General features: G+C 56.6%; 18 protein-coding genes. 9 read left to right on the top strand and 9 right to left on the bottom strand.

Annotated elements, in window-relative coordinates:
- Positions 1–134: 134 nt before the first annotated feature.
- Positions 135–785, top strand: coding sequence for a TetR/AcrR family transcriptional regulator (locus tag ACYJRZ_RS25775; RefSeq protein ID WP_459463677.1), 651 nt, complete (start codon positions 135–137; stop codon positions 783–785).
- A 238-nt stretch (positions 786–1,023) separates the two neighbouring features.
- Here the strand turns inward: ACYJRZ_RS25775 and ACYJRZ_RS25770 are convergent, their stop codons facing one another.
- Together ACYJRZ_RS25770 and ACYJRZ_RS25765 are read right to left on the bottom strand one after the other, a co-directional pair.
- Positions 1,024–1,566 (bottom strand): general stress protein, encoded by a 543-nt coding sequence (locus ACYJRZ_RS25770; protein ID WP_459463676.1) that lies wholly within the window; start codon positions 1,564–1,566, stop codon positions 1,024–1,026.
- Positions 1,567–1,591: 25 nt separating this feature from the next.
- The gene (locus ACYJRZ_RS25765) at positions 1,592–1,900 is read right to left on the bottom strand and encodes a PepSY domain-containing protein (RefSeq protein ID WP_459463675.1); all 309 of its coding nucleotides are present in this window, start codon (positions 1,898–1,900) and stop codon (positions 1,592–1,594) included.
- Positions 1,901–2,207: 307 nt separating this feature from the next.
- On the opposite strand from ACYJRZ_RS25765, the gene ACYJRZ_RS25760 reads away from it, so the two are divergent.
- The 3 genes from ACYJRZ_RS25760 (at position 2,208) to ACYJRZ_RS25750 (ending at position 3,265) form a co-directional block, all read left to right on the top strand.
- Entirely contained in the window at positions 2,208–2,498 is a 291-nt protein-coding gene (locus tag ACYJRZ_RS25760; RefSeq protein ID WP_459463715.1) for a hypothetical protein, read from the top strand.
- Positions 2,473–2,673, top strand: coding sequence for a DUF2934 domain-containing protein (locus ACYJRZ_RS25755; protein WP_459463674.1), 201 nt, complete (start codon positions 2,473–2,475; stop codon positions 2,671–2,673). The genes ACYJRZ_RS25760 and ACYJRZ_RS25755 overlap by 26 nt, the downstream gene beginning before the upstream one ends.
- A gap of 160 nt (positions 2,674–2,833) precedes the next feature.
- The gene (locus ACYJRZ_RS25750; RefSeq protein ID WP_459463673.1) at positions 2,834–3,265 is read left to right on the top strand and encodes a winged helix-turn-helix transcriptional regulator; all 432 of its coding nucleotides are present in this window, start codon (positions 2,834–2,836) and stop codon (positions 3,263–3,265) included.
- 251 nt (positions 3,266–3,516) lie between these two features.
- On the opposite strand, the gene ACYJRZ_RS25745 is transcribed toward ACYJRZ_RS25750, so the two are convergent.
- On the bottom strand, positions 3,517–4,431 hold the full coding sequence (locus ACYJRZ_RS25745; RefSeq protein ID WP_459463672.1) for a LysR family transcriptional regulator: 915 nt from the start codon (positions 4,429–4,431) through the stop codon (positions 3,517–3,519).
- A gap of 138 nt (positions 4,432–4,569) precedes the next feature.
- Here ACYJRZ_RS25745 and ACYJRZ_RS25740 point away from each other — a divergent pair, with 138 nt between their 5' ends.
- The 5 genes from ACYJRZ_RS25740 (at position 4,570) to ACYJRZ_RS25720 (ending at position 8,721) form a co-directional block, all read left to right on the top strand.
- Positions 4,570–5,595: an alpha/beta fold hydrolase gene (locus tag ACYJRZ_RS25740; protein WP_459463671.1), complete on the top strand. Its 1,026-nt coding sequence runs from the start codon at positions 4,570–4,572 to the stop codon at positions 5,593–5,595.
- A gap of 482 nt (positions 5,596–6,077) precedes the next feature.
- Entirely contained in the window at positions 6,078–6,989 is a 912-nt protein-coding gene (locus ACYJRZ_RS25735; RefSeq protein ID WP_459463670.1) for a hypothetical protein, read from the top strand.
- A gap of 207 nt (positions 6,990–7,196) precedes the next feature.
- On the top strand, positions 7,197–7,403 hold the full coding sequence (locus ACYJRZ_RS25730; protein ID WP_459463669.1) for a hypothetical protein: 207 nt from the start codon (positions 7,197–7,199) through the stop codon (positions 7,401–7,403).
- Between the two features lie 12 nt (positions 7,404–7,415).
- Positions 7,416–8,378: an MFS transporter gene (locus tag ACYJRZ_RS25725; RefSeq protein WP_459463714.1), complete on the top strand. Its 963-nt coding sequence runs from the start codon at positions 7,416–7,418 to the stop codon at positions 8,376–8,378.
- A 115-nt stretch (positions 8,379–8,493) separates the two neighbouring features.
- Positions 8,494–8,721 (top strand): hypothetical protein, encoded by a 228-nt coding sequence (locus ACYJRZ_RS25720; protein ID WP_459463668.1) that lies wholly within the window; start codon positions 8,494–8,496, stop codon positions 8,719–8,721.
- A gap of 723 nt (positions 8,722–9,444) precedes the next feature.
- Here the strand turns inward: ACYJRZ_RS25720 and ACYJRZ_RS25715 are convergent.
- The 6 genes from ACYJRZ_RS25715 to ACYJRZ_RS25690 form a co-directional block, all read right to left on the bottom strand.
- On the bottom strand, positions 9,445–11,784 hold the full coding sequence (locus ACYJRZ_RS25715; protein WP_459463667.1) for a methyl-accepting chemotaxis protein: 2,340 nt from the start codon (positions 11,782–11,784) through the stop codon (positions 9,445–9,447).
- A 634-nt stretch (positions 11,785–12,418) separates the two neighbouring features.
- Positions 12,419–12,955, bottom strand: coding sequence for a cytochrome c (locus ACYJRZ_RS25710; protein WP_459463713.1), 537 nt, complete (start codon positions 12,953–12,955; stop codon positions 12,419–12,421).
- A gap of 263 nt (positions 12,956–13,218) precedes the next feature.
- Positions 13,219–14,793: a carbohydrate-binding domain-containing protein gene (locus ACYJRZ_RS25705; protein ID WP_459463666.1), complete on the bottom strand. Its 1,575-nt coding sequence runs from the start codon at positions 14,791–14,793 to the stop codon at positions 13,219–13,221.
- A 185-nt stretch (positions 14,794–14,978) separates the two neighbouring features.
- A complete protein-coding gene (locus ACYJRZ_RS25700; RefSeq protein WP_459463665.1) occupies positions 14,979–16,271 on the bottom strand; it encodes an autotransporter outer membrane beta-barrel domain-containing protein in 1,293 nt (430 codons plus the stop codon).
- A 154-nt stretch (positions 16,272–16,425) separates the two neighbouring features.
- Positions 16,426–17,736, bottom strand: coding sequence for an HlyD family type I secretion periplasmic adaptor subunit (locus ACYJRZ_RS25695; protein ID WP_459463664.1), 1,311 nt, complete (start codon positions 17,734–17,736; stop codon positions 16,426–16,428).
- On the bottom strand, positions 17,733–19,481 hold the full coding sequence (locus ACYJRZ_RS25690; protein ID WP_459463663.1) for a type I secretion system permease/ATPase: 1,749 nt from the start codon (positions 19,479–19,481) through the stop codon (positions 17,733–17,735). Before ACYJRZ_RS25690 ends, ACYJRZ_RS25695 begins: the two co-directional genes overlap by 4 nt.
- Between the last annotated feature and the right edge of the window lie 4 nt (positions 19,482–19,485).

The raw sequence follows: 19,485 nt of genomic DNA, 5'->3' as shown, positions 1-19,485 counted from the left end.
CAGGGCCCCTGTCACTGCTGCCGGTTTATGTGGGGACGAAGGAACGTGCGGCACGCTTCACCCCGGCTTCCCGTTTAGGAAAGTTGTTATTTTCTAAAATAATCATATCATGGGGTAAGGCACGAGGACTTCATATGAGCGACCAAAACAAGCAGGAAAAGCGATGCCGCGGCAGGCCGCAAGTTAGATCGGACGATGAGACGAGAGACTTGATTCTCGACGCCGCAAACCAGCAGTTTATGAAAGCGGGCTATGCGTCGGCAAACATTAGCATCATCGCACAGGCTGCTGGCGTTTCCACAAAGACACTCTATCGCTTATTCCCAGCGAAGGCCGATCTTTTTTCGGACGTTATTTCGAAGAAGATCAAGAATTACATCTTGGCTTTGGATACTGAAGGCCTTGCCAATACACCACTGCAGGAAAGTCTAGAAAAGCTATTGATCTCCTATGGCAGGCTTACCCTCTCTGACGAGACGATTGCGATAACGCGGCTGGTTCTGAGTGAATCGGACCGTTTTCCGGAGATCGCGGCTATCTTTTATGAGCAGGCGATCCGCAAGACGAGCAAAGCGATCGAAAATTGGTTGAAGAAGCGAATGAGCTCGGATCAGATAGAACTCGAGGACCCAGTGGCTGCAACTGGTATGCTCCGCGGAATGATGGCAATGGAGCCTCAGCGCGCCGTAATGCTCGGCCAGGTGGCCAATATTCCCGATGGAGAGATTATCTCACGCGCGCAAACCTGCGCGAAATTGTTCCTTCAGGGCTGCGGAAGAGAGTAGCTTTGCATTTTCTGCGTGAAAATCGATGGTTTCGGTTTCGACATTGCCCATGGAAGATTCGGGTGGTGTCGCCTTAACTATCTGTTTGAATTGACTTGATATCGGGCTTTCATGACCGAAACCCCGCCTGCCCACTCCACACGGCATGGGCGATGACTTCGGCGGGGAAGCGGTGGCGGCGGTAGAGAGGATCTCGCTCAGTCATAGCCGAGCATACCACATTCAAGTCCACGCTTCGTTAAGTTGACGATGCCGTCCAGCCCTCTTCCGCATAGAGCGCCCGGCGGGATGCTATGTCGACAGGCCGCGACCGGTCAAGAATCGCCTGGGCCTGCGGCAGCCTCGCCTCCTCAACCCTTGCGGTCACAACAGAACCTCCGCGACGGATGCCTTCGGCGTAAACATGCGCCTCGTCTTCCGGGACGCCTTCGCTGATCATCGCTCCGACAATTCCTCCAACCGCACCGCCAGCGACGGCTCCGGCTACCGCTCCGGCGGCGGTGACCGCCAGCCAACCCGCCGCGACAACAGGTCCGACGCCGGGGATGGCCATCATGCCAAGACCGGTCAAAAGACCGCTAGCGCCACCGGCAACAGCGCCGACGCCGGCACCTGTTCCTGCGCCCTCGGCTGCGTAAGTGCCCTGTCCTTCGACGTCGACGCCATTTGCCTTGTTAGTGACGATGCTGATGTCGTCAGATGGAACGCCGAAATCCTCGAGAGATTTCACTGCAGCCTTGGCGTCGTCATAACTGTCATAGAGTCCGGTAATCGTGCGCATATCGCGTCTCCTTGTTCTCAATTCGTTACTTGGCCATGGTGACGTTGCCCTGGAAGTCCAGAGACACGCCTGTGTCCTTGCCGTCCTTCTTGGCAGTCGCTCGCCAAACGCCCTGATCATCCAGTTTAAGCCCGGTGACGTCGGTGTAGCCGGCGGCTTCGATGCGGGACTTGGCCTGGTCTTCTGTGAAGCTGTTCTTGCCGGCTACCGGCGCTCCCGGGTTCTGACTGGTGTTGACTGCCGGAGTTGTCTGGGATGTCGACGGCACCTGACTCTGGGCCGAAGCTGCCGTTGCCGAAAGAAGAAGTGCAGCGGCGAAAATGGATTTCTTCATGGAAGTTTCCTCCTGTTACGCTTATCGAACAAGAGAAAGATCAATTTGTTCCGCAGCTTATGACGGCTACGGCGCTCGGGACGAAAGATGCGACGAGTTCCAGGGGCGGTCCGATCAATCCTGCGGCGCGCAACGCAAAAAGATTAAGCAACTCGTCCATGGAACAAATTGGGCAACAGAGCCGCTGACAAACATAAACGTAGCTCTCAAGCCCATAATCTTTCCGCGTGCTCAATATTTCATCCTCGAAGGAACTTTCAGCTCGCGGATCGAGTTGCTTGGATCGGAATTAGGAGGATCATCAAACATGGAAATGCAACGGCCTTTCGAGCGGCGGCGGCCGATAAGGGGTGCCGCCTATTCTCTAGCGGATTTCCAAAAGAAATACGGACTCGATGACGCAACGGCCGAGGATTTGTTCGTTCGATTCGGCCCTTCTTCGATCGAGCTTGATTTGCTTATGGCAGCGAAGTGGAAAATTTTCTCCTTCGACGACCTGACCAAGGAAATGCTCTTGCAATCGGCGTACCCGAGAGAACCGAATCCGTCATTATCCAAAGGGAAAAACTTCAATGGCCGTCAACGACGAAAAAAATGATGAAAAGCGCCACGAGCGTGCCTACAGGATTTGGGAGGAAGAAGGAAGGCCTGAGGGGCGCCATCTCGATCACTGGCGACAAGCGGAGGAGCAGCACGAGGAGACAGAGCGGGAGGTTGATAGGTCCGTCAGCGCGAAAGGCCGCCCGTCACGACATAAAAGGCGAACAAAATAACGCATCGACGTAAAAAGATCCAATCCCGCCTTTTGAAATCGAGCCGCCATTTGTCGGGTTCTTCAGAATCCAATCCCCAGGATATCAGCAAGACGCGAGCCGATCTTACTGGTCATATGTGGACGCAAGATAATGAAGAGATGAGCAAGGTCGAAGTTGTGTGCGGAGTCCTCCTATCAAGGGATTGGGCCAACACTCGCACATTACCGACGTGCAGCATGTTCGTATAGGCGATCAACGAAACCCCGGTTCTCCCAGGTCCAAGTGCACGGATCTGCTTGACGGCTGCTGGACGCCGGAGGTGTTCTGGTCCTTGAGCGAAGCTCCGCGCCGGGTTTCGGAATTGCGCCGGGATAGTCCGTTCATCTCGGCCAAGGTAATGACGAGCAGGCTGCGGGATCTCGAACAGCGCGGCGTCCTCACGCGCAAGGTCATGCCGACATCGCCATCAAGCGTGGAATACGAACTGGCCGATTTGGGAAAAGAACTGCTCCCCGCGATCAGGTCTATCGTGGAAGTTGGATCGCGCTGCAGCTGCGGGAATCTCCGGCCCAGACGGTCCGGGACAAATCCTAGCGGCCACTGCACCTAAACTCGGACGCGAAAGCATTCGCGTCGGTTGAAGCTGCGCCTGAACACCGGCGAAAGGCCGTATGACACGGTCCCAGGCCCGTTGAAAAATGTCTCGCCCAACCGCGTTGTAACGGACGAATCCGCCCGTGACGGCCGATACTTTGTGCCCTGTGATGTCGTGCGAGCAGGCACCTTAATGCTCCGATGCGGCGGAGCCAAGAGCCGTGCGATGGGGTTTCATCCCGCGTATCTACGTTTTTAACGCGACCATTACTCAGTTGAAGGGAGAGAGGAGCGGCCTTTCAGAAACGCGACGAATGCGCGCAACGCCGCTGATTGGTGGCGCCTGCTCGGAAAATAGAGGTAAAGCGCCTCCAGCGGCGAGGACCATTCGGGCAGGACCCGTGACAACTTTCCAGCGGCCAGGAGGTCGGACACGCTCGCAGCTGGCGCGCTGACAATTCCTAATCCCCTTACGGTCAGCTCGATCTGGGAGGCAAGATCGTGAACGATCGTTGCCGCGGGCGGCGCGATCTGTACGGTCTCGCCTGCGGATTGCAGGATCCATGGTATGATCAAGCCGGTCGTCTGACTGCGGCACATTAGAGCGCGGTGATTGAGCAGATCGCTTGGGAGAGTCGGCATCCCTCGAGCATGAAGATAGGCAGGTGAAGCGACAAGAACGGCTTCTGATTTGGGGGCGACTGGAACTGCCACCATGTCCTTCTCAAGGCAATTGCCGTAACGCAATCCTGCGTCATAGCCTTGCTTGACGATGTCGATCATACGCGCTTCGACCGCGATCTCGAGCTCCACGTCAGGATAGGTGTCCTGGAAAGCCGCCAGCGCTGAGGCAATGAGCAGGTCGAACGGCGCGCGCGGCATGGTGAGGCGCAAAGGGCCTGCTGGCCGACCGCCTTGCTGTGCGGCATCCTCTGTGGCTCGCCTCAATTGCGACAGGGCAGGAGCTGCCGCGAAGAGATAGTCGGCACCTACTTCCGTCAAACTCAAACTGCGGGTCGAGCGGCGCAAAAGCGGCGTACCGAGCCGCTCCTCGAGGCTTCTGATCGCCTGGCTGGCCGCCGATGGAGAGATGCCGAGACGCCGCGCTGCTTCGGAAAAGCTACCGGCTTCGGCCACAGCGACAAACACAGCCACGCCTTCGACGATATTTTTCTGTCGCAAGTGATCCACCTTGAAGTTTTGCTTCATACTTCATGTGTGATTTCAGGGCTAATCGCAAGCATCTGTTCGGCGTACGGTTGCGCATGCCTGCAATCCAACACCATCCCTTCGAAGGTCCGATCCTGATCGAGCATCCCAATGCCCTCATCAACGCTGGTTTCACGCACTTTCAGCACGCCCCGTCAGACAACGCATTACATCGAATGCGGGCCGGCCGACGGACCGCTGATGATCTTCCTCCACGGCTGGCCGAGCATAGGTCTGATGTGGCGCGCCCAGATGAACGCGTTTGCCGCCGACGGGTGGCGCTGCATCGCGCCTGATCTTCGCGGCTTTGGCAGCTCTTTCGCACCTGCAGCCAACGATGCCTATACCATCGAGGAAATCGTGGCGGACATAGCGGAGCTCCATGACCACCTTGGCCGCGAGGCTGCAATCTGGGTTGGCCACGACTGGGGCAGCATCGTAGCCGGTGCGTTGGCCGCGCATGAGCCGAAGCGCTGCCGTGGCGTTGTACTGATCTCGTGGGCGTATTTTCCCGATGGGAACGCCCTGTCCACGCTCGTCCCGCTGGTCGACCGAACGATTTACCCCGCTGATCGGTATCCGGACGGTCAATGGGACTACTACCGCTACTACACGACGCATTTCGAGTCGGCGGTGGCTGACCTCGACGCGGACGCGGAAGCATCGTTGGCATCGATCTTTCGATCAGGCATCCCTGCCGCCGTCGGCGCGGTTTCGCCATCCGCGAAAGTCACGCGCAACGGTGGGCGCTTTGGCGCCGCACACCGAGCCCCGCCTACTCAGCCTGACCCGGCACTGTGGCCGCCGGTGGACTTCGAAGAGCTAGTGCACGCGTTCAAGCTTCGCGGCTTCCGCCCTACCTGCGCATTGTATCTGAACGGTGACGCCAACACTGCCTACGCTCGCGAGGCGCTTAATGAGGGCCGACTGTCGCAGCCGGTGCTGTTCGTCAACGGCGACTTCGATCAGATCTGCAGCATCAACGGAAATCGTCAGGGCGATCCGATGCGTGCAGCCTGCCGAGACCTTACCGTGGCGAATATACCCTGCGGGCATTGGCTGCCGTTGGAGCGCAACGAAGAACTCATCCAGGTCATCCGCTGCTGGCTCCAGAGCAAGAAACTTTGGTGGCGGTAGCCGAAGAATAGGATCGCAGGTGAAGAGTGCAACAATCCTCAGCGCGCGCGGTCATCCTGCTGACGGCCGCCTAAGCGACCGTTATGGCCTGGACCTCAGGCCGTATTATAAGACCCTCCAGTCGCCCATCTCCGCTGGCTAAGAACTACCACAGACTCAATCGGGAAGTTGGACGGTACGGCGTCATATAGCCAATATCCGGGGCTCGATCCGGCAACTTAAAGGTGAAGAGCGGTCTCCACTGCTTCTTAGAAGCCGATCTTCTCTATCCAGAAACTGTTAAGCAAACCTCAAACAAAATTAGCGCATCCTGCACCTAACCCATCGACCAATCGGGGAACAAAATCTCTCCAGCGCGGTTGCAATCCTGTAAATTCATCCTGGAGGATTTCAAAATGGGTCGAGGTATTCTGCTCTGGCTTCTCGGTATTCCGCTGCCGATCGTCATTCTTCTCGTTCTCTTCACACGGTAGGAGGGTTCCATGTCCTCTATCGAAGATGCTCCCGCTGGAGCTGCTCCTATCGAATCCTCTAAGCCCGCGATCGTCTGGGGGCCGATCATAGGTGGCTCTCTGGCAGCGACTGGCACTGCCCTTATTCTTTTACTGCTCGGCTCAGGCGTCGGCCTGACGATGGTGTCTCCCTGGTCTGGTCAAAGCAGCTCCGCGGCGGCCATCGGCATCACTGCCGCCATCTGGCTGATCGTCGTTCAATGGCTGTCGTCAGCCATCGGCGGCTATCTGACGGGCCGACTGCGTACCAAATGGGTCGAAGTCCACTCCGATGAGGTCTTTTTTCGTGACACCGCGCATGGCTTTCTGAGCTGGGCACTCGCGACCGTATTCGTCGCGGGATTTCTCGCCTCTTCATTGACCTCTCTGACAGGAACGGCAATCAATGCCACGGCGCAGGTGGCGCAGACGGCTACGAGTGCTGCGGCATCTTCAGTCTCGGCGGGCAATCAGGACTCCATGGCCTATTTCACGGATGCACTGCTCAGACCCGCAAAAGCGGCGGACCGCGCCCAATCCGACGACCGGGCGGCGGCGGTAAGGGAGATCACCGCCATTCTCCTGCAAGGCGCGGCCACGGGGCAGATTTCGGACGCGGACAAGTCCTATGTTGCGACCGTCATTTCAGCACGCACCGGCCTTTCCGAACCGGATGCCCGCAACCGCGTCGATTCGGTTCTCAAGCAGATCGACGATGCAAAGGCAGCAGCGAAGGAGGCGGCTGATAAAGCCAGAAAGACAGCTGCGACAACCGCTCTGATCGGCTCGCTTTCATTGCTGGTCGGCGCATTTATCGCGTCTGCGGCCGCAGCTCTCGGTGGTCGTCAGCGGGATGAAGAAGAAGACTTCGTTGTTGGAGCAGCTCCTCGGTCGCGTTCATGATCGATGCGTCCGGCGATCGTCGAGCCAAAGAACTCGCTTTTCATCCATCAGGGCCCTTCGCGCGTGAAAGACACATCAAGGCGTGGGTGTCCGCGGCGACGGCACTCATGCGCATAATCCTCATCGAAAGGTCATACGGCAGGGACCCATAGCTTTGCTAAAGCGTTCGAGACGAAGCGTAGTATCCGCTTTTATGGAGAAGAGGAGATGCGAGCGACCCTGCCGAGCCTGTGTGCGGCTTTCATAGCAAGCATGTATTTTCGAAGTTATTTCGGAATCGTCGGCCCTCAGCTTTCTCAAGAGCTTAAGCTCGATCCGGTAGAGTTCGGCTATCTTGCCTCGGCCTTTTTTGCGTCTTTCTCACTCCTGCAGATTCCGGTTGGCCTGGCATTCGACCGTTGGGGCATTCGTTAGCCAATGTGCTTGATGATGACCGCAGGAGCGGGCGGTTCGGCGATGGTCGCAAGTTCAACGACATTCTGGTGGGCAGCCTTCGGTCAGATTCTGATCGGTGTCGGGTGCGCGCCGATCTTCATGGGGGTGGTCTACTTCCTCGGCGCGTCGGAGCCTCCGGAGCGCGCAGGGCGCTTTGCCACGATCGTGAGTTCTATAGGATCAGTTGGAGCGCTTCTTTCAGCGTCACCTTTGTCCTGGTTCAGTGAACGGATTGGATGGCGCTCGGCATGCTGGTCGGCAGCTCTACTGATGTTCGCTAGCGCGCTGGCGATCGGTTTCGTTCTACGTGCCAAGGCATCGGCTGAAACGACAAGTGGGGAAGATGGCGGCCAATGGAAGCCGACATCTCTGCTCTACCTCCTGCCGATTTCCTTTACCCTTTCGCTGGGCGGTACATTTCGTAACGCTTGGGCCAGCCCCTATCTCAGCGAGCTATTCGGAACCGGTACCAACGTAGGGGCGGTGCTCACCGCAGTTAGCGTCTTCGGGATAACGACGTCTTTCGCCCTGCCCGCTCTCCTTACTAGACTTACCGGCCGCACAATCGTGATCGCAGCTTTAACCGCCGGAGTTGTATGCGCGCTCTTTCTGAGCGCATTTCCAGGCTATGCACTCGCAACCGCCTGCGCGGGACTGGCAGTGCTCTACGCGATCGGAAATATTCATCCGATCGTGATGACGGAGGCTCAGGTATTCTTGCCCACAGGCTTGCGCGGCGTCGGTCTGGGCGCGCTTAACATGCTCGTCTTTCTAGGGGTGTCGGCGTCTTCCTTTGTCTTCGGGGCCATTGCCAACGTCGGGCTACCTTCGGAGAGTACTTATCGGCTGATATTCGCTTCCACAGCGTTGATGCTGGGGTTCGCATTAGCGATTTATGTTACTTTTGGTCAGATGACTGACCCCGCTCCGAGAATTTCAAAAACTGGTGAGTAGCGCTATTGATCGTCGCCTCTCGGCGAAGTGTCTCTGAACGACTTATTGAAATTTGAAGGGAAAGATTTAGCTTCTAAACGATTCCCGTTTTCTATGTTCAGGGAGATTGCGAGGGGTGGTCTTCAGATACTCTCGTACGAGAGATATATCGCTGGATTCTCAAGCGCTCGGCATCTGCCAACGCGCATTTGATTCCATTCTGTCCGAATTGGGCATCGACCGCGAACACGAGAAGGCTGAAGACATCGCAGCCTTTGTCATCAAGCTGTATCAGCAAGGCGTTCATGACGAGAGAAAGCTCTTCGAACTCGGGATGGCGGCGACTGGCAAACTCGGACACTGAATGGATGCCGAGGTATTTTGCCTAGGTCCTGCGCGATCTCGGAGCTAAAGGAATACCGGCGTCGGTAGCGTGATGCTCCAGGTTCAGCAATTTTGCCATATCTTCTGCGAGACGTTGGCTGAGCCCGCTAAGAGCGACGTTATAGTAGATTGCAACCTGGCCCGTAGTGACGTCGATAACGGACCAAGACCAGGAAGCATCTCGCACAACGCAATATCTTATGAGCATCGCATTCAAACTCCGCAAAGGCAGTGCTGCTTAAACCTTTCGAACAGCTGACGGTTCCGGCGATGCGGGTAGTTTTGCCGCCTGTTGCAGCTATCACTCTGCTCCGGAAATGGCGCTAACGTCGGACGACGGGCTTCGACCATCCGCCGGGACTTTACAACAAGGCCCTCATCGCGACTTTGAAGATTCTGCTGCATCAAGAATATCGTTATGACGGGAACGTCTTCAGGCGCGCAACGCATCAGCGGATGCCCGACCAGAACCCTGCGACTATACGGTCTCAACTACGCACGAAGTCATCCATGACCCGTCACGGGTATCGTTGGCGACAGTGCTTCCATTCTCGGGGCTTACCGCAATGGGCATCAAGCTCAAATCTGCGTCCCGGTGCAGCTGAATTGGCCAAACGAAAATGCCCCGGACAAAATGTCCGGGGCAAATCTTAGCTTCTTGACGCGCGATAGAGTTGTGGCGTCTGTCTTCAAATCAGGCCAATCAGAACTCCGACCACTCCTGCTGGAGATGCTTAAGTGCAGCGTTCCCTTGCGTAACGGCAGCAGGGCGCGCGGCAAGCCGGCCAGTTGTCGGGGCTGAGGCATGCCGGGCCATAGGCCTCGGCTGCTGCTCCATGCGCTCGGCCTCGCCTGTGCGGAATGCGCTCAGGAGCTCTCCGAGACGTTTGCTTTCCTCTGCCAAACCAGCGCCAGCTGCATTCATCTCTTCGACCATGGCGGCATTCTGCTGTGTCGCCTGGTCCATATGATTGACGGCGCTGTTGATCTCGGAAAGGCCCATGGACTGCTCCTGAGCGGCGGTGGCAATCGCATCCATGTGCTGATTGATCTGCAGGACCAGGTCAGCGATAGCTGCAAGGCCCTCACCGGTGTCGTTGACGAGTTTCACGCCCTCGCTGACTGCGACTTCAGAATTGCCGATCAGGGCCTTGATCTCTTTGGCGGCATGGGCCGAACGCTGGGCCAACTCCCGGACTTCCTGGGCGACGACGGCAAAGCCTTTGCCGGCGTCGCCCGCACGCGCCGCCTCGACGCCGGCGTTAAGCGCAAGCAGGTTGGTCTGGAAGGCGATCTCATCGATCACGCTGATGATCTGGCTGATTTGCTTGGACGAATGCTCAATTCTGCCCATGGCGCTGACGGCATTGCTGACGACCTGGCTAGAGTTTTCTGCCCGCGATCGGGCACCACGTACCAAATCACGTGCATCGCCAGCCCGTTTGGAGGTCGACTGAACATTGGCGGTTACTTCCTCGAGCGCGGCTGCAGTTTCTTCCAGCGAGGCGGCCTGCTGCTCCGTGCGCTTGGAAAGATTATCGGAAGCCTGCGAAATCTCGTAACTGCCGCTGTTTACCAGTGACGCGGCTTGGCCGACCTGGGACATGGCAGCGCGCAGCTGGCTGACCGATGAATTGAAGTCGTGACGCAAAGCTTCGAACTGCGCAGCGAGCGGCGTTTCGATCTCGCACCGCAGGTCGCCGGATGCCAAATGACGAAGCCCTGTCGCAAGCGAGCCCGTTGCCTGCAGCAGCTTCTGTTCTGCATCTGCTTCGGCGCGGCGCTGGACTTCGGCGCGTTCATTCTCCGATGTAATGCGTGCCTCAGCGGCTTCGGCTTCAAGCGCCTTGTTGCGCAAGGCTGCCTGTTGGAAAATCTGTACCGAACGTGCCATGGCGCCGATCTCATCGCGCCGTTCGACGCCACCAATTGAGACTGAGAGGTTGCCTTCAGCGAGTTCGGTCATGGAATGAGTGAGCACCCCGACGGGCTTGGTGACACGAAAGATGATGACGCAGATGCCCGTAATGCTCAGAGCGACGGCAATGAGGAAAGTGAGCCCGTAGGCGATGAAGCGGACGAATGCATTACTCTGGCTGATGGCTGCATTGGCGACCATGCCATCTGCTGCTGCCGCGGCGGTGTTCGTGATCGTCAGAAGGGCGGCATTGCCGACCGGGCGCCAGTCGTCGAGCGACATGGCTTTCTTCTCACCGGCTGCGAACTTCGCAAGCAATGCATTGTGTTTTGCTGCAAAGTCACCGCTGAAAAAGGTCGTACTGCTGATTTTATAGGCGTCTTTGACGACCTGTGGTGTCGACGGATGATTGACCAAAGTGCCAATCTGCCCCCAGATGAAGTTCGCTGCGTAATCGAATTGTTGGATCTTGCTGACGTCCTCAGGCTTCATCGCCTCCCCAGAGGCGAGTGTGTTGACGTACAACAAATTTGCAGCACCAGCCGTTGCGCGCGTGTACCATGTCAATGCGCGGATCTGAATGAGGGCCGTCATTGAAGGATCGCTCACGCGAATCCGGCTTTCAATGGCGGTCGAACCTGTCTCCAATGCGGTCAGAAACTGCTGACCGAGGTCCAGCGTCGTGGCCTGCAATGTCGGGTCGCGATCAGCGAGCTTCTTGGTGACTTCGCTGTCGAGCTTTGAGCGGAATGCGACCACCCGATCATAGGCGTTCATGACGTCGGCAATCGGGGCTTTGAGCGTTTGATCGTCGATGTTTGCAAAAACCGATTTTGCGTCAGCCATATATTTGTCGACGATGCCCCTGTCCGTTTTCAACAGGGTAAGCGTTGCATCTTGCGCACCAAGCTCAAGCTTGGCGAGCGACGAGCCGTCACCTCGCTCGTTGCGGAAGTTCGCAAGTGTTTGGAAGAGCGCGCGGTCCAGGATGGTGAACTTCGAGACGTCGGCATACTTGCCTGCATCGCGATAGGCATCAAGCGTCGAAGATCCCGTTAGCACGCATAGAGCGATGCTGAGAAAAAGGAAAATTCCAACAAGTATATTGCGAAGAGAAAAAATCATAATTGCTCACCTACGTTCGGGGTGCCGTAACGCTAACCCGCTTCGCCGAAACCCATATTTCTGGAGCTCTTCAGGTGAAACTTCTAAAAGAAAAGCAGTCCGTGAGCCGTCGAGGCGCCGCCCGACAACAGGCGCATCATGCCCTGCCCAATCATGAGAAAAAGTTAGCCCAGCTTTATTGAAACAGGATTAATGCCCCTAAAAATATATGGGATTTTTCGATCAGTCCTATCAGCATTGTCCTTCGTCTCGATTTGACCCGCCTTTCCGCAGCTTACGAAGCCAACTTGGCCTTTCATCGCCATTTGTTTGCTCTTGCCGGTATTAAAGCTTAGGGTTTTTCGGCAACGAACGCCCCTTCCAGCAAGGCATTCAAGATCAATCTTACACAGCGTAAGGAGTTTCCAATCCGCTATATTAGACTAGCGCCAATTTGGAAGCCTTCTGCAGCTTCGCACGGCATCACATTCTTCTCGACAAATCCGAAAATTTCTTCGAGGACGCCTGTTTCCCAATGTGGCTTGCATTTAACATCGGGCCAATAATTTCAATATGATAGCGTGCACTTAGCTCGATACTGGCAGTTAATTGATGCGGCGATGGGTTGCCGATCGGAGGTCCAGGAAGGTTGCAGCTACCACCTGTCGCGACCGATAGCTTCGTGGTTCATCCTGAACCTTGCGTGGCAAGTCGTGCAGGTCTGCATCATCAAGTGAAAGATATGCTCGGCGGGAGTGGATGACAATCGCGCCTTGCTTTGGACGTGAGTCCCGAACGGGCCGCCGCCCATCGCCTCCCCGGGCTTCATCCGCATGCTCTCTGTCATCGCTCCGGGATGCTCGACAGCGGCTGCCTCCAGCCCCCGCGCATAATCGCCCAGATCGTCCGCCAAACCGCCGAAGCGCTCGCGTTCGGCGCCGATCTCGGAGTTGGCCTTCGAACTCGGATCGTCCAATCCTTGGGTGAAATGACCGGCCAGCACCGTACCGGACCTGGCGCTGATCACAGCGGCAGCCTTCTCGAATTCTATCGACGAATAGCTGCCGGGGTCGCGGAACATCTCCGCCATGGTCTTCGCGGCCGCGGCCATGGTCTTCATGTCCGATTGTCGAAGCGCGACGACGTCTTGCGCTGCAAAACCGATAGAAGCGAGCACGGGAACGAGAGCCATCATACTGAGGAGCGGCACCACTTTTGAAACAATCAAGGAATCTCCGCACGTTTGATGGATTCAATAGAGGCTTCAGCGAAGCCATCATCGCCAACTATCTGACGTCCATTCTCTCGGTTGCGAAGCGGGCAAAAAGAGGGCGCCAAGCGCTCTCCGTCCCAAGCTGTCATTTGACGGCAACTTTCCGCGCAGCCTGGGCAGACGCCACGCAGCACTGCATGTCGCCAATGATCTGAACGCAACACTAATGATCATCGCCGGCTTCACACATCGAAGAAGTTGAAATGGAATGCGCTGACGCCCATCAAAGCATGTTGCGCACCGGAGACATCCGTGCCGTTGTAGGTAGCACTATCCAAATACAGATTTCGGTCGGTGGTAGGGGTCCCGTCCCAAGCGTCGTTCAGGAACGTCACACTGGCGTCATGGGCACCTTTACCCCAATCACCCTGCACCACCAAGCGATCCGACTGGCCAGAGCCGTGAGGAGAATGCGCCGTCTGTATATCACCAATTTGTATTCCGTCGACGGTAACCCTGTACTGGGCGTCGCCAAGATAGGCATCCTCGCTGATCGACAAGACGAGTCTGTCGGCTCCGGTACCGATCGTGGTTCCGTCGTTCGTTGGCGGAGGAACAGTTACCGGAGGCGTCGGAGTGGTAGCGGGAAGGTCAGAATACACATTGAAATGGAATGCACTGACACCCATCAAAGCATGTTGCGCACCGGGGACATCCGTGCCGTTGTAGGTGGCACCATCCAAATACAGATTTCGGTCGGTGGTGGGTGTCCCACCCCACGCGTCGTTCAGGAACGTCACGCTCACATCATGGGCACCTTTACCCCAATCACCCTGCACCACCAAGCGATCCGACTGGCCAGAGCCGTGAGGAGAATGCGCCGTCTGTATATCACCGATTTGTATTCCGTCGACGGTAACTCTGTACTGGGCGTCGCCAAGATAGGCATCCTCGCTGATCGACAAGACGAGTTTGTCGGCTCCGGTACCGATCGTGGTTCCGTCGTTCGCTGGCGGAGGAACGGTTACCGGAGGCGTCGGGGTGGTGGCGGGAAGATGAGAATACACGCGGATATAATCGATCTGCTCTGAAATCGGCGCTCCGGCAATATCCGCATTGTTATTGGGATCGCCCTGCGTAGCCAGATCGGCCAAGAGATACATTGGCCCATGCATATCACTCGGCGTGGCCTTGGTTCCTATAAGCTGACCATCGACGTAGAAACCTATGGTATCGGCATTCCAATCCAATCCATATGTGTGAAAACCGGTTGGCTGAGCAAGCTCGCTATAGACCTGCAAATTTTGTTGCCAGTTAAGATTTGGTGCGGCATCGGTTGTATGAATGCCGCTATATATGCCCTTCTCGAAACTTCCATAATTTTCGACGACATCAAGTTCCTGCCAGTGCCCGGCGTTATTTGGATCGGCTATCATATTGTCCGGCAGTAGCCAGAACGCGGCCCACGCTCCCGGAAGGTTCGAGAAATCAGCCCGCATCTCGAAGTAGCCATATGTTTGCGAAAAATGCCCTTGCGTCGTGATCAGGCCGGACTCCCAGCTGCCGGGGAAGCCGGATGCGGTATGGTCGGGCACGGCCGTAATCGTCAATACACCGTTGTTCACTTCGAAAGGATCGTAACCTGACGAAGGGTCAACGAATGAAGAATGACCAAAGCCGATATCGGAATTGGCGTCATAGCGCCATTGCGGACGGATATCGGCCCAAGTCGTGCCGTTGCCGGTCTGCGAAATGCTGCGAGTGTTGAACTCGTCGTCAAACGTCAGCTGATATTGGGTAAGATCGATCGTAGACATTTCCACCTCCGCGACAAATTGGCCCGACCCGGCTTTCGCCATTGCGTGGGCCGCAAACATCTAACGCCAACGAAATGTAACTACGCGACACCACAGGGGATATTAGATCCCGCTGTCCGATGGCACCGTCATCAAATTGAAACTGCCCTCTCGATTCATCAGTAATAGGGCCTCAACTCCGCTGCTTATGCGAACAGAAAGTCATGTGCCGTCAGCGAATGCTGACTGTGCACGACCACGCCACCCGTACCGAATGCAATCGTGGTGTCGTGCGTAATTGGATCGAACGCCGAGATAATATTGAGCTGGCTGAAGTCCTTGATGCCCATTGCCGAAACGTCGATGTGATCAACTCCCCAATTCGATCCTGGGCCGCAAGCGCCCTGGCCAAAATCCTCGATTTTGTCATTGCCGTTATTGGGCTTGAATACAAACGTGTCATTTCCACCCTGGGCATGGCCGATCATTACCTGCGCATCACCCCACATGTCGTCGTTGCCGTTGCCGCTGATCAAGGTATCGTTGCCGCCGTGGGAATTACCAGACATCATTTGGGCGTCGCCAATCAATGTAATGGACCCTTCCGTGTGGCGAACAGCATCGACGTTCAGCACGTCGTCGCCACCACGCGCATTGCCCGACATTGTTTGCGCATCACCCACGATCATATCATTTGCGTTTTGTTGCGCCCTGACGATCAGGCTGTCGTTACCACCATGGGCGTTGCCCGACATGCTGTTGGCGTCCCCATAAGCCAGGACAGCCCCGACGGAAGCAACGTTCATGGTATCGTTGCCGCCAATGGCATGATCACGGAGATCGCCGCCGGCATCGCCGTAAAAAGTCACGCTGTCTTCAAGGCCCGTATTGAGAACGTCATTGCCGCCATGCGCATGGCCTGACATGTTCTTGCCCGCATCGCCAAAGAATGTGACGAAGTTCTCGGAGCTACCGTCTGTGACTGTGTCGTTGCCGCCGACGGCATGATCCTTCATATTGCCGCCAGCGTCGCCATAGATCGTGAAAGTGTTCTGAAACGCAGACAGCTGAAACGTATCGTCGCCCCCCGCTGCGTGCCCTGCCATATCCTTTCCGGCGTCACCATACATGGCGACTGTGATGTTGGTTGGACTTGGAGCTACGCTGAAAACGTCGTTGCCGCCTTTCGCGCTGTCAGAGAGGCTTCCTCCGGCGTCCCCATACAAATTGGTCGTAGTACTGCTTGATCCGGTTATTTGGACAAACAAAAAATCGTCGCCACCGATCGCGTGATCAGCGATATTTTTGACGGCATCACCGTAAAAGCTGCCCGAGCCATGTATGGTCAAATTATCGTCGCCGCCCATGGAGTGGTCCAACAGACTTCCTCCGGCATCCCCATAAAGGATGTTCGTCGAATCCGGCGCTATCAATATATCGTCCGAGCCGATTTGATGGTCGATTAAATTCGCTGTTGTTATGGGAACTAGCTTTACCATCTCGGCCCCTCCAAGCTTAAATGGAATTTTAGCTTGTGCTCGAATCCCCCTAAAATCAAGGGTCAAATCAAGCCTTCTCCCTATCCTATTGATCCTGCAGACTAGCTTTTTCCGAGCTCCGGCGAATTGACGGCAGCGATATAGCGGCGAGGCGCTATTCCTCGCGAAAAGCGCGAGCCATCTGATCTGCCATCGGCTTTGTCAAATAGGCCAATACTGTTCTTTCGCCGGTCTGCAAGAAGGCCTCGACGGGCATGCCGGAGACCGGAGTGAGCTTTCCGAGCCGACCCCACTCTTCCTTCGATACGCGGGCACGAAGGACGTAATAAGTTGCACCGGAATGCTGGTCGGTCGTCAGCTCGGCCGAGATATTGGTGATTTGCGCTTTCAGTTGAGGCGTGTCCCGCTGATTGAACGCTGAAAACCTTAGCATGACCGGCTGCCCGACGATCACCTGGTCGATATCTTGCGGTGAAAGTTTAAGTTCGGCGACAAGCGCATCCCGATCCGGTACGATCTGCATAATAGTCTCTCCGGGCGATATCACGGCACCTGCCGCATGTACGCTCAGATGATCGATAATGCCGGCTTGCGGAGCTCTGATATCGATCCTTTCCAAATCATCCTCTGCTGCGACCAACCGCTCCATAAATTGCCCGGTGTCGCTCTGCGCCTGACGCAGTTGCTCCGACACCTCGGCGCTGTGATCGTCGTCAACCTGTGTGATTTGCAGCTCTGTCTCGGTCATCTTGCCTTTGGCCTGTGCGATGCTCGAAACGAGATTACCGAGTTCTCCGGTCAGATTGGCACTTTCGCGCTGCAGCGCGTAGACCTTCGCCGCGGGGATGATGCCGTTGTCGAACAACCTTTGAAGGCTGGAAAGCTCCTTGGCGATCAAATCGATCTCCCTGCGCTTTCCATTCTCTTGCGCAACCAGACCGTCCACCTCCTGGCTCAGTTGCTGGATACGTTCCCTCAGCTGTGATTTGCGGCTTTGTCTGGACGCCAATCGATCTTCGAATAGGCGGGTCTCGCCGGCAATCGTTCGCGAGACTTCATCTTCATCTGTCCGCGAAAGGAGTTCCGCCGGAAAGGCGATCGCTGGCGCGCCGTCGCGTTCCGCTACCAGCCGCGCAGTTCTCGCGGACAGTTCATCCAATCGTTTTCGTATGATGGCGAGATTGGCGTTCGTTTGCGTATCGTCGAGATGAATCAAAAGTTGGCCAGCATCGACACGATCACCGTTCTTGACCTGAATCTCGCCGACAACTCCCCCTTTGAGATGCTGAACTGATTTTACATAGCTATCGACCGCAAGCGTTCCGGGGGCAATGACCGCACCCGATATCTCCGTAGTTGCAGCAAGGCCACCGATCACGCCGACAAGCAGAACGATCATCCCCAACGCCACAACGGAAAGTCGGCGTATCGAACGTTCGCTGGGCGACGGCCGTTCTGCACTCATGATCCGGCGTCCTCGCCGGCGACCATCAGGCGGACCGCACTCTGTTTGACCGGTTGCCTCACCGGCTTCCCGAGGACCACGTCCTTAGGTCCAAATGCCTGCAGCCGTCCTGCCGCGATGACCATCAACATGTCAGCCGCCACCAAAGCGCTCGGCCGGTGAGCGATGACCATTGCGATGCCACCCCGCGCACCGACGCTAAGGAGAGCTTGGGTCAGAGCCGCATCGCCTTCCGCATCGAGATTGGAATTGGGTTCATCCAGCACTACCAAAAACGGATCGCCGTAGAGCGCTCGTGCAAGCGCGATACGCTGCCGCTGCCCCGCAGAAAGCCGGGAGCCGCCCTCCCCGATCACCGTATCGAAGCCCTGCGGCAGCTCCACGATCATGTCATAGACACCGGCAGATTTTGCAGCGGCGACGACCAATTGCGATGAAGGCTGCTTTTCAAAGCGGGCGATGTTCTCGGCAATCGAACCATCGAAGAGACTGACATCTTGCGGAAGATAGCCGATGTGGCGCCCGAGCTCCGAGGGGTCCCATTGCGCGAGAGCGGCGTGATCAAGGCGTACCGAGCCGATCGTCGTCGGCCAGAGACCGGTGACTGCACGGGCAAGGGACGACTTTCCCGAGGCGCTGGGACCAATGACCCCCAATATGGTCCCGGCCGATATGTCAAACGAGATGTTACGAAGGATGAGTTCACGACTTCCCGGAGAGGCGAGGCTCAGACCGTCCACCGTCAATTTTGATCTGGGTGCGGGCAGGCTGATGTTCCACTCTCCGGCGGGCAGGATTTCAAGCAGTTTGACAAGGCGCAACCAGCTTTGCCGGGCAGCAACGAATGCCTTCCATTGGCCGATAGCAAGCTCCACCGGTGCGAGCGCCCGGCTGACCAGGATCGAGCTTGCGATCATGATGCCACCCGTCGCTTCCTGCCGGATGACGAGGATTGCGCCGACCGCAAGCACGGCAGACTGAAGCATCATGCGAAGGATGCGGGAGGTGGTCGTCAGGATTCCAGTTACGTTGGCGGCGGCAAGTTGATTTTCGAGATAGGCGCTGTTCAGATCAGCCCATCGCTCCGCCATCCGACCGACGAAACCCATTGCGACAACCGCCTCCCAGTTTCGTCGTGCTCCTTCAGCAAAGGCAAGGCGCGCGGCCGACTGTTTGGCCGCCTCGGCTGCCGGACGTTGCGACAAGATCTCGGCAAGAACGGTCAGAACGATGAGAACGATGGCGCCGCAGGTCGCGGTCAGCCCGATCCAGAAGTGGAAAAGAAAGCACAATCCGAGATAAAGCGGTATCCATGGCAAGTCGAACAGGGCAATCGGCCCGGTACCGGAGAGAAAAGACCGAACTCTGTCCAGATCGCGAACCGACTGCATTCCATCGCCTGTCGCCGGCATTAGTTGTGGTTGAAGCACCAACGAGGCAAAGACCTTACTGTTCATCCGCTCATCCAGCGCCACGCCCACGTGCGCCAGGAGCATGGAACGCAACAGCTCAAGAGCGCCGTGGAAGACGAAAAGGGTTGCAGCGATGATCGCAATACCGATCAGTGTCGAAAGGCTGTGACCGGGAATGACCCGGTCGTAAACCTGAAGCATAAAAAAGGAACCCGTCAATGCCAGCACGCTGATCACGGCACTCGTAATCGCAATGCTGAAGAACGCCTTTCGAAGGGACGTCAACACCGCCATCAGAAATGTTCGAGGCAATTTTTTCGACGGAAGAGCCATGTAG

This window comes from Rhizobium sp. No.120 (genome assembly GCF_054558365.1).
Note: the sequence above shows the minus strand (reverse complement) of the source record. Positions and strands in the feature narration are given on the sequence as shown.